Here is an 8,330-nt window from a genome sequence, read left to right on the forward strand (position 1 = left end):
CGATGCCCAAGCCATAGCAGAGGAAAAACACTCCGATATCGAATACGGCCATAAATACCGTCTCAGCCCAGCCATTATCGCGGGGTCTATTTTGGGAATAAACGATTGCTGTGTCCCAAACCAACCCCCAAAGAGCTGAGCTTTGCAAAATCGCTATAGCGGTGACCTATAGAGCACAAACAACCCTTGAAGCTTCCAATGTATCCTCTCGTGATCGTTTTTTAGCGTCCTCAGAGCGATGAACGAATAATAAACAACTCTGTGTTGCAATAAATCGTTTCTGAGCCTTAGAGGTGTGTTATCATTGCGCTAATTAAACATCCATAAGAGAGGAAGACCATGCAGCAACCTTTTATGGCGTATGAAAACGATACGGACGGATTCACTATCGGTGAACTCCAAATTAAAAACGGTATGGAAATAATAACGATTGAAGGTACTCTCGAAATCACCAAAGACCGACAAGGGCTCGAAGCGGCACTCAAACTCAAACGGGCTGTCGATGCCGCCATTGATGCGCTCAAACGTGATCGTAATCTTCCCGATAGTATTCGAGACTAAGGTGAAAATAACCTAGGGAAGAGTTAGAACTTCATCCCCAGATTAAAACCGAAGTGGCCAAAGGGCGCACCTATGGCGAATGTGTCATGGATGAGATATCCAGTATCAAAATGATCGATGGAGAGTTTCGCACTACCTTGCACATTAAAGAGAAGCCCAAACGGTTATGTCGTGTATGGGAAAATATCCTGGAGTAGGGCGGAGTGTTAAATACTATTTTTCCAATGCTCTTTGGGTGATCGTTTCTTTGGTAGCACACTCATAATAGCCGATATGAGTAGCAGAAGAAAAGAATATCGCGTATCGCTCAAAAGTTTTCCCTAACTCAATTGCCTCGTCGAAGCTGATCTCATAGATACCATTAAGTTATAACTCATACTCGTATTCTACACTTTTACCAGCGAATGAAAGTTCGCGAATCAATTACTAAGGATTTATATTATGAAACATACGGCAGCTTTTGCTTATACCGGCAGTGAGTTGGCAAAAAAAACTAAAATTACAATGCCAGAGGCACAAAAGATTGTCCTTAAAGCATATGAGGGTAAGATTATTGATCAGGAGTTGGAAAAACGGAAGAGCTGAACTGTTAATAGAACATAATGGACTTATATTAAATCCAAAAACATTTGAAGCGACACTAGATTATCAAACTTTCTACTAAAGAATTTGCAGTTCTAATGGCACTGATTCAAACACCGGGAGCCCCCCTATCAAAAGGACAACTTGAGGAGAAACTCTATGGATGGGAGGACTCTAATCAAAGATATCTTATCAACTAATCCGATTTTTCCCTAGTCTCTTGGAGTCGTATAATGCATTATCCGCTTTAACTATTAAACTTTCAATGGTATCTTCATCTTCAAACAAAGCGACTCCAAAGCTAGCTGTTTTATAACCGATATTTTTAAATTCGTGTGAAGAAAATCCAAGACGTAACCGTTCAGCCAACTCTTTTGCTTGTAAATACGTCGTTTGCGGGCAGAGAATAATAAACTCTTCTCCTCCCCATCGTCCAATACGGTCACTTGAACGAATCAAATCTTGAAATATGACCGATAATTTTTTCAATACTTCATCACCCACTGGGTGACCGTAGGTATCATTAATATGTTTAAAGTCATCTAAATCTACCATAATGATAGAAAAAGAGGTTTGATATCGTTGTGCTTCATCAATAAACAATTGGGCAAATTCTTCGATGGAGTTACGGTTATAAAGCCCTGTCAATACATCGATTTTTGTTAATGCTTTAAATAATATTTCATTGGTAATATTTTGCCGTACCGCTTGATAACCAATAATAGCTCCATCATCAAAAATCGGTTCTATATAAGCATCTACCCAATAAAAATCTTTATTTTTTTTAAGATTTTTAATACGCCCATGCCAAGGCTTACCTTCTGTGATCATCGTCCATAAATTTCGATATATTTCATCTGCTACATCAGGATGTCGAAGTAAATTATGTTTTTTACCAATAAGTTCTAATTCGGTATAACCCGTCAGATTACAAAATGCTTCACTGACATAAACGATAACTCCATCTACATCAGTAATAGAAGTCGATACATGTTTTTCTAGTAAAGAAATGTATTGATTAAAATGTCTGCGTTTAATTCCCATTAAGACTCTTTTACGTTAATCGATCCATAGTGTGAAGCAATTCACCCATCTTACCATCTACAGCTCCAACATACTGAGTCAAACTCATCATTTCATCCATATTGTGTGGTTGTCCTATCAACTCTTCAAGCGTGTATCCGGCTATTTTGCAAAAGTCTTCATTGGCAAAAAGAATTTTCCCTTTTGAATCGGTTTGTGATACCAAAAAATCAGTATTATTAAGGGTATGTTCCATGTTTTTTTCCTTTATATAGTGTTATTATTTTCAATCTTGCATATTTTCACGAATGGATAAAAATTGATCCAAATGTTCAAAAAACAAATCAACCATTTTCGGATCAATATGTTTTGCACGTTCTGTTCTAAATAAATCCAATATATCTTCCATATCCCACGCTTTTTTATAGACCCGATTATGGCCTAAAGCATCGAATACATCAGCGATGGCGGTGATACGACCATAGATCGGAATATCTTCCCCTTTTAATCCTCTCGGATATCCACTGCCATCGTATTTTTCATAATGGGTATACGCAACAATCGCAAATCTTTCATTTGCATACGTAATAATATTATTGGTGCTGGTTTTTAATATTGCGGTTGTTGAATTGATAGCTTCTTCGTACTGTGCAGTATAGTGAACTTTTTCTTCAAGATTTTTGCTGGTTGTATCCAGCTCATGTTTTAAAAATAATTTGTATTCTTCGAGTTCAGTAACATCGTGGCGTATGGCGATAAACTCAGAAATATTACCATCGATGTCAAAAATAGGATTAATAACCGTATGAACCCAATACGAACTTCCATTTTTATTACGGTTTTTTACAACACCTTCCCATGATTGACCATTTAAAATAGTTTCCCAAAGCCCTTTGAATACTTCTTGAGGCATGTCGGGATGTCGAATAATATTATGAGGCCGCCCAATCAGCTCTTCAGCCGTGTAGCCGGATATTTTACAAAATTTTTCATTTGCATAGGTAATAAATCCACATTTGTCGGTTTTTGAGACTATTACACTTCGATCAACGGCTTCTCGATAGTTTTGAAACAGTTTTTGCTCGCGCGCCGTCTCTCTCTCTCTCTCTCTCTCTCTCTCTCTCTCTCTCTCTCTGTACTCGAATGATCTTGCTTGCATGCAGTCAACATAATTCCTTCCAAGATTAATAATTGTTACATTATACAAATAAAAAATTTCTTTTCACATATAACCCAGCACACTAGAATATAGACCAATGTCCAATGTTACACATTGTAGCTTATCACTTTGATTATTTATCTTCAAGTAAATTTTTACTTGCTCGCTCTTTTTGCTCGCTCTTCAACTAACATAGAATTAAGGGTATCAATAACTTCACGACTACCTTTTTCAGCATCTTTAAAATAAGTCATAACGTTTTTGGATTCTTGTCCACAAGTATTAGCTTTAACACAATTAACAGCCGCAATGATATTATCATGCACTGATTTGTGTGGAGATTCGAGTTTTCTAAAACTAGGGGTATTCCCGAAAATTTGGGAGCCTTTTCCACCTTCAGCCCATTTGCCGAGACGACAATGGTGATGATCCACAAACTCTTCATCCACTTTGTTACTAAATACGCTTTTATATCCTTTTGCTTTGAAAAGCAAGTGATCTAGTTTAACTAAAACCATAAAGACAGAGTAGAGCACATTTGTTGAATCAGTCTCAATTTCTTCTGCTCTATTACCTAAAGCTATTAGCGTAGAACGGAATTGTTCAAGTTTCTGTGTTGAATTACTTGAAATAGTTTCCATAATGCTTGAGCGCTCATGTATTTCCATAGCGTTTTGCTTGAGGCTTTGAACACTCATTGCGACCTCTGCTGTCGCTTTTTGGGTACGTTCTGCAAGTTTTCGTACTTCATCGGCGACAACGGCAAACCCTCGTCCGTGTTCTCCTGCACGTGCCGCTTCAATAGCCGCATTCAGCGCAAGCAGATTGGTCTGATCGGAAATATCTTTAATGAGGTCAATTACTTGACCAATAGAACCAACGCCATCATTTAATTGACCAACGGAACCGTAATTATCTGTAATATTACTGACTAACTGTTGTTGAATTTCAAGGATTTCACCAATATCTTCATTTATTTCAATCGCATTGTTTCGATTGTTTTTATTAAGAGACTCCATATCTTCTAAATTACTTACATTATCCGCAAGGTCTTTTTGAAGCAGTGATAAATCTGTTTGACACGCACCGGTAAGGTTTTCTGTAAGATGCTGGATAAGATCAAACATCACAGCATTATTCTTTAATTTGGAAACCTCTTGTTTCAACTGCTGATTTTCATCATTTAAACGGTGATTGTCGTCATTTAAACTTTTAATTTCATTTTTTAACTCTGCTTCAATTTTTAAAAACTGAGCCTTTTTATTACCAAAAAACATGTATATTTTTCCTTTTTAAGTTTAATCGATATATCGATCCCATATCTCTAAACATTCTTCGAGATTGTTTAAAAACAAATCAATCAATCTTGGGTAGTAATGTATTATATATATATATATTAAACTTTAAATAACTCGCCAATTCAAGTCATAAGTGCAACACCTATGCTTTTAATAATGATGGCAACTAATCGTGTTTTGTATATATTAATCTTTAAAACTACTTATAAAGTGGTTAATTATTTCCTCAACGTTTTCAGGAAGTAAGCCACCATTAAGCCAATACTCAACGTAACCGTTGATTGTTGCGTTAAAAAGATAGGCTAGCTTTAAAGAGTCTGTTTCTTTGAGATTTTCTTTTATACAAATATCTTTAAACCAGTTTTCTAAAATTTTTATATTTGAAAGCAGGGGATTTGCATTGGACATATTGAGCTTTACTAAATAGAGCGGGTCACCCAAGATCGGATCTAAAAAAGCCATTTTTTTATTTCGAAATGCTTCAAATTTATAGGTAACAAATAGCTTAAGAGAAGTCAATGAATCTTTATCACGGCACATATTCTCTAAATGGGTATAAAAAAGTTTTCTCTGATGTGCAATATAAGCGTAATAAAGTTCCTCTTTAGAGGTAAAGAGTTTATATAATGAGCCAACAGATATCCCGATATGTTGTGAGATATCTTGAATGGTTGCGTTGTTATACCCTTTTTCTTCGAAATATATTGAAACCTCTTCTAGTATTGTGTTTTTTTTAAATTCTTGAACTTTTTTCTTGACGATATTTTTCACAATTTATATCTCCATACTTAACATATGGGCAAATTATACACAAGTTTCTATATTAAGAATGTGTTTAATGTAAAATGAATATAATTCATAAAATTGAATTGTATTTATACTGTTGGGAAATATATGAAAAATCAAATAAAAAATAAGGCTAGAATCCGTAAATATATGTTTTCGGGAGGTGCTATTGTCTTGATAATCGTTTCGGTAGTTTTTTATTTGAGGGGAGGGCGTTTTGTTTCCACTGATGATGCGTATGTAAAGGCTGCCCGAGTAAATATAAGCTCTAATATTTCAGGACGTGTAATAAAAATTTTTGTCAAAGAAAATCAGCAAGTGCATAAAGGCGATCCTCTTTTTGAGCTTGATGACCGTGAATATAAAATTGCTATTGTTGATGCAAAAGCTAAATTGGCAAATGCCAAGCTACAGATTGAGGCATTGGAAGCAACATACAAACAACGAAAAGCTGATGTGCTTTCCGCCGAAGCGACACTAGCCTATGAGACAAATGAGCTTAAACGTCAGAAAAATTTGTTTTTGAGTGGAGCATCATCCCAAGCGAAACTGGATTCCGCACAGCATAATTTTGATACAGCGATTGAAAAGCTACATGCATTAAAAGAAGAACAAAACAATATCAGTTCATTATTGGGCAATAATCTAACAATAAATATCGATAATCATCCGACCGTACAACAAGCTCGGGCTGAGTTGGAACAAGCTAAGCTCAACCTCTCCTATACTGTTACAAAAGCACCGATGGATGGCATAGTTTCAAAAGTAGATCAACTACAGCCCGGGAGTTACATCAATGCGGCATCTGCATTATTTTCTCTTATGTCACAAAATATAGTCTGGGTGGAAGCAAATTTTAAAGAGACAGAGCTTGCTTATATGTGTGCAGGCCAAAAAGCAAAAATAGAGGTTGATGCATACCCTGATAAAACATTTTATGGCAGTGTGGAAAGTTTCAGTTCTGGAACGGGATCAAGTTTTTCTTTATTGCCGGCAGAAAATGCGTCTGGTAACTGGGTTAAGGTCGTACAACGTTTACCTGTACAAATTAAAATTAATAATCTGGACAGTAATCGTCCGTTGCATTCTGGGTTGAGCACTGTAGTAGAGGTTGACACACATCATAGTCGGATAAAAGATTTCTTATAATGGCTGAGCATCCATCACTCCACACTCCACTTGAGGAAGTTATAGAAGAACTTGGCGAAGGTTCGACATATCCCCATCCTCCTCATAAGGAGAATTCAAAAGCAGATATAAATCGTCCTTTGATTACTTTTGGAATTATGGCTGCAACTATTATGCAATCTCTTGATTCCACGATTGCCAATGTGGCTTTGCCCCAAATGCAAGGAGCACTTTCAGCTACTCAAGATCAGATGGGTTGGGTTCTTACCTCTTATATTATTGCAGCAGCCATTATGATTCCACTTACCGGATGGCTGGCTGGTCGATTCGGACGAAAAAAAGTTTTTCTGATATCAATCGTAGGATTTACTGTGACTTCTGCGTTATGTGGTTTATCGGAAAGTTTGCCTGAGATCGTGTTATTTCGTCTTTTACAAGGAATTTCTGGAGCGGCATTGGTTCCGCTCTCTCAAGCAGTTTTATTTGATATCAATCCACCTGAACAACATGGAAAAGCTATGTCAATTTGGGGAGTAGGGGTGACGCTTGGTCCAATTTTAGGTCCTCTTCTTGGTGGATGGCTTACGCAGGACTATAGCTGGCGCTGGGTTTTTTTTATTAATGTTCCAATTGGTGTGATAGCATTTTTGATCCTTTCCACTTCAATGGAAGAGACAAAAAAACTTTTCAGCAAATTTGATTTTTTTGGTTTTATTACACTTGCACTTTCTATTTTTGCATTACAGATGTTTCTTGATCGCGGAGAGTTGAAAGATTGGTTTAATTCCAATGAAATAATTATCGAAGCTATGCTCGCATGCGTGGCATTTTATTATTTCCTTGTACATTCATTTACATATTCGCGTCCATTTTTAAGTCCATCTTTGTTTGCAGACCGTAATTTTGTTACAGCAAATATATTTATTTTTATAATCGGGGTTGTACTTTTTGCTACCTTGGCACTTATCCCGCCGATGCTTCAAAATGAAATGGGCTATCCTTCCATTATCAGCGGAATAGTTCTGGCACCAAGAGGTATAGGTACAATGATCGGAATGATGGTTGTTGGAAGGTTAATGGGTATTTTTGATGTTAGGATAATTATTTCAATTGGATTAGGGTTGACAGCATTTTCTTTGTGGCAGATGACAAATTTTAATTTATTGATGAATGAGAATCTGGTGATTATTTCTGGAATTACCCAGGGGTTTGGAGTGGGACTGGTTTATGTGCCGCTCTCTACTATCGCATTTAGTACGCTTCCTGTATCATTAAGAAACGAGGGGACTGCTTTGTTTAATCTCCTGCGTAATCTTGGCAGTGCTATAGGCATATCCGCCGTAGAAACGCTGCTGACTCGAAATACCCAAATCGTGCACTCCAGTATTGTCGAGCATATCACACCATACAATCTGCAAAATCCGGCATTTATTTCTCTTAATATTGATCCAAATACTCTTGTTGGAATGAGTCGTCTAAATCATATGATTACAAAGCAAGCAGCTATGATCGCGTATATCGATGATTATCAATTGATGATGGTGCTCACAATCGCAGTTATACCGTTACTTATGCTGTTGCGTCCAGTTGCAAAATTACAAAACTCATAAGAGATGGAGGCGGTAAAATCACAACTAAATATGATTCAAATAGCGCGCCAACGTTACTTAGGTGGCTCGAAGGTGCTAACAAATAAAGCATAAAAGAGAAAATATAGCTACACAGGTCTCTAAACTTATAACGTATTTAACACAAAATAGGCTATCCTTTTCAAATGAATAAAACTCATCTTG

The 8,330-nt window shown here is 36.7% G+C and carries 11 protein-coding genes and 1 pseudogene; 6 read left to right on the plus strand and 6 right to left on the minus strand.

The window, feature by feature from the left end; all coding sequences use genetic code 11:
- Positions 1-339 precede the first annotated feature (339 nt).
- The 4 genes from WAO38_RS08465 (at position 340) to WAO38_RS08480 (ending at position 1,343) form a co-directional block, all read left to right on the plus strand.
- On the plus strand, positions 340-561 hold the full coding sequence (locus WAO38_RS08465) for a hypothetical protein (RefSeq protein WP_373023371.1): 222 nt from the start codon (positions 340-342) through the stop codon (positions 559-561).
- A gap of 53 nt (positions 562-614) precedes the next feature.
- Positions 615-758, plus strand: a complete 144-nt coding sequence (locus WAO38_RS08470) for a hypothetical protein (protein ID WP_299992537.1) — start codon at positions 615-617, stop codon at positions 756-758.
- 244 nt (positions 759-1,002) lie between these two features.
- Positions 1,003-1,146 (plus strand): hypothetical protein, encoded by a 144-nt coding sequence (locus WAO38_RS08475; RefSeq protein ID WP_299992535.1) that lies wholly within the window; start codon positions 1,003-1,005, stop codon positions 1,144-1,146.
- Positions 1,147-1,208: 62 nt separating this feature from the next.
- Positions 1,209-1,343: a winged helix-turn-helix domain-containing protein gene (locus WAO38_RS08480; protein WP_422236186.1), complete on the plus strand. Its 135-nt coding sequence runs from the start codon at positions 1,209-1,211 to the stop codon at positions 1,341-1,343.
- On the opposite strand, the gene WAO38_RS08485 is transcribed toward WAO38_RS08480, so the two are convergent.
- The 6 genes and pseudogenes from WAO38_RS08485 to WAO38_RS08510 all read right to left on the minus strand — a co-directional run bounded on the left by WAO38_RS08485 (position 1,336) and on the right by WAO38_RS08510 (position 5,394).
- Positions 1,336-2,187, minus strand: coding sequence for a sensor domain-containing diguanylate cyclase (locus WAO38_RS08485; RefSeq protein ID WP_299992533.1), 852 nt, complete (start codon positions 2,185-2,187; stop codon positions 1,336-1,338). The genes WAO38_RS08480 and WAO38_RS08485 overlap by 8 nt on opposite strands.
- Positions 2,188-2,197: 10 nt before the next feature.
- Positions 2,198-2,422: a PAS domain S-box protein gene (locus WAO38_RS08490; RefSeq protein WP_366141204.1), complete on the minus strand. Its 225-nt coding sequence runs from the start codon at positions 2,420-2,422 to the stop codon at positions 2,198-2,200.
- Positions 2,423-2,452: 30 nt separating this feature from the next.
- Positions 2,453-3,373, minus strand: coding sequence for a PAS domain S-box protein (locus tag WAO38_RS08495; protein ID WP_422236184.1), 921 nt, complete (start codon positions 3,371-3,373; stop codon positions 2,453-2,455).
- Between the two features lie 107 nt (positions 3,374-3,480).
- On the minus strand, positions 3,481-3,843 hold the full coding sequence (locus tag WAO38_RS08500; protein ID WP_299992538.1) for a CZB domain-containing protein: 363 nt from the start codon (positions 3,841-3,843) through the stop codon (positions 3,481-3,483).
- A gap of 90 nt (positions 3,844-3,933) precedes the next feature.
- Positions 3,934-4,602 (minus strand): annotated as a pseudogene (locus WAO38_RS08505) (methyl-accepting chemotaxis protein); the annotation flags it as partial.
- 207 nt (positions 4,603-4,809) lie between these two features.
- Positions 4,810-5,394: a TetR/AcrR family transcriptional regulator gene (locus WAO38_RS08510; RefSeq protein ID WP_299992530.1), complete on the minus strand. Its 585-nt coding sequence runs from the start codon at positions 5,392-5,394 to the stop codon at positions 4,810-4,812.
- Between the two features lie 123 nt (positions 5,395-5,517).
- Here WAO38_RS08510 and WAO38_RS08515 point away from each other — a divergent pair, with 123 nt between their 5' ends.
- Together WAO38_RS08515 and WAO38_RS08520 are read left to right on the plus strand one after the other, a co-directional pair.
- The gene (locus tag WAO38_RS08515; RefSeq protein WP_299992528.1) at positions 5,518-6,558 is read left to right on the plus strand and encodes an HlyD family secretion protein; all 1,041 of its coding nucleotides are present in this window, start codon (positions 5,518-5,520) and stop codon (positions 6,556-6,558) included.
- Positions 6,558-8,147 carry an MDR family MFS transporter gene (locus tag WAO38_RS08520; protein ID WP_373023369.1) on the plus strand — a complete coding sequence of 530 codons (1,590 nt, stop codon included), beginning with the start codon at positions 6,558-6,560 and terminating at the stop codon, positions 8,145-8,147. The genes WAO38_RS08515 and WAO38_RS08520 overlap by 1 nt, the downstream gene beginning before the upstream one ends.
- Positions 8,148-8,330: the final 183 nt, after the last annotated feature.

Source organism: Sulfuricurvum sp. (assembly GCF_049277495.1).
In the GTDB taxonomy this organism is placed as follows: Bacteria; Campylobacterota; Campylobacteria; order Campylobacterales; family Sulfurimonadaceae; genus Sulfuricurvum.

Coding starts and splice junctions, on each gene's coding strand:
- WAO38_RS08520 (WP_373023369.1), top strand. CDS start 6,558: ATGGCTGAGCATCCATCACTCCACACTCCACTTGAGGAAGTTATAGAA.
- WAO38_RS08500 (WP_299992538.1), bottom strand. CDS start 3,843: ATGGTTTTAGTTAAACTAGATCACTTGCTTTTCAAAGCAAAAGGATAT.
- WAO38_RS08490 (WP_366141204.1), bottom strand. CDS start 2,422: ATGGAACATACCCTTAATAATACTGATTTTTTGGTATCACAAACCGAT.
- WAO38_RS08465 (WP_373023371.1), top strand. CDS start 340: ATGCAGCAACCTTTTATGGCGTATGAAAACGATACGGACGGATTCACT.
- WAO38_RS08485 (WP_299992533.1), bottom strand. CDS start 2,187: ATGGGAATTAAACGCAGACATTTTAATCAATACATTTCTTTACTAGAA.
- WAO38_RS08515 (WP_299992528.1), top strand. CDS start 5,518: ATGAAAAATCAAATAAAAAATAAGGCTAGAATCCGTAAATATATGTTT.
- WAO38_RS08475 (WP_299992535.1), top strand. CDS start 1,003: ATGAAACATACGGCAGCTTTTGCTTATACCGGCAGTGAGTTGGCAAAA.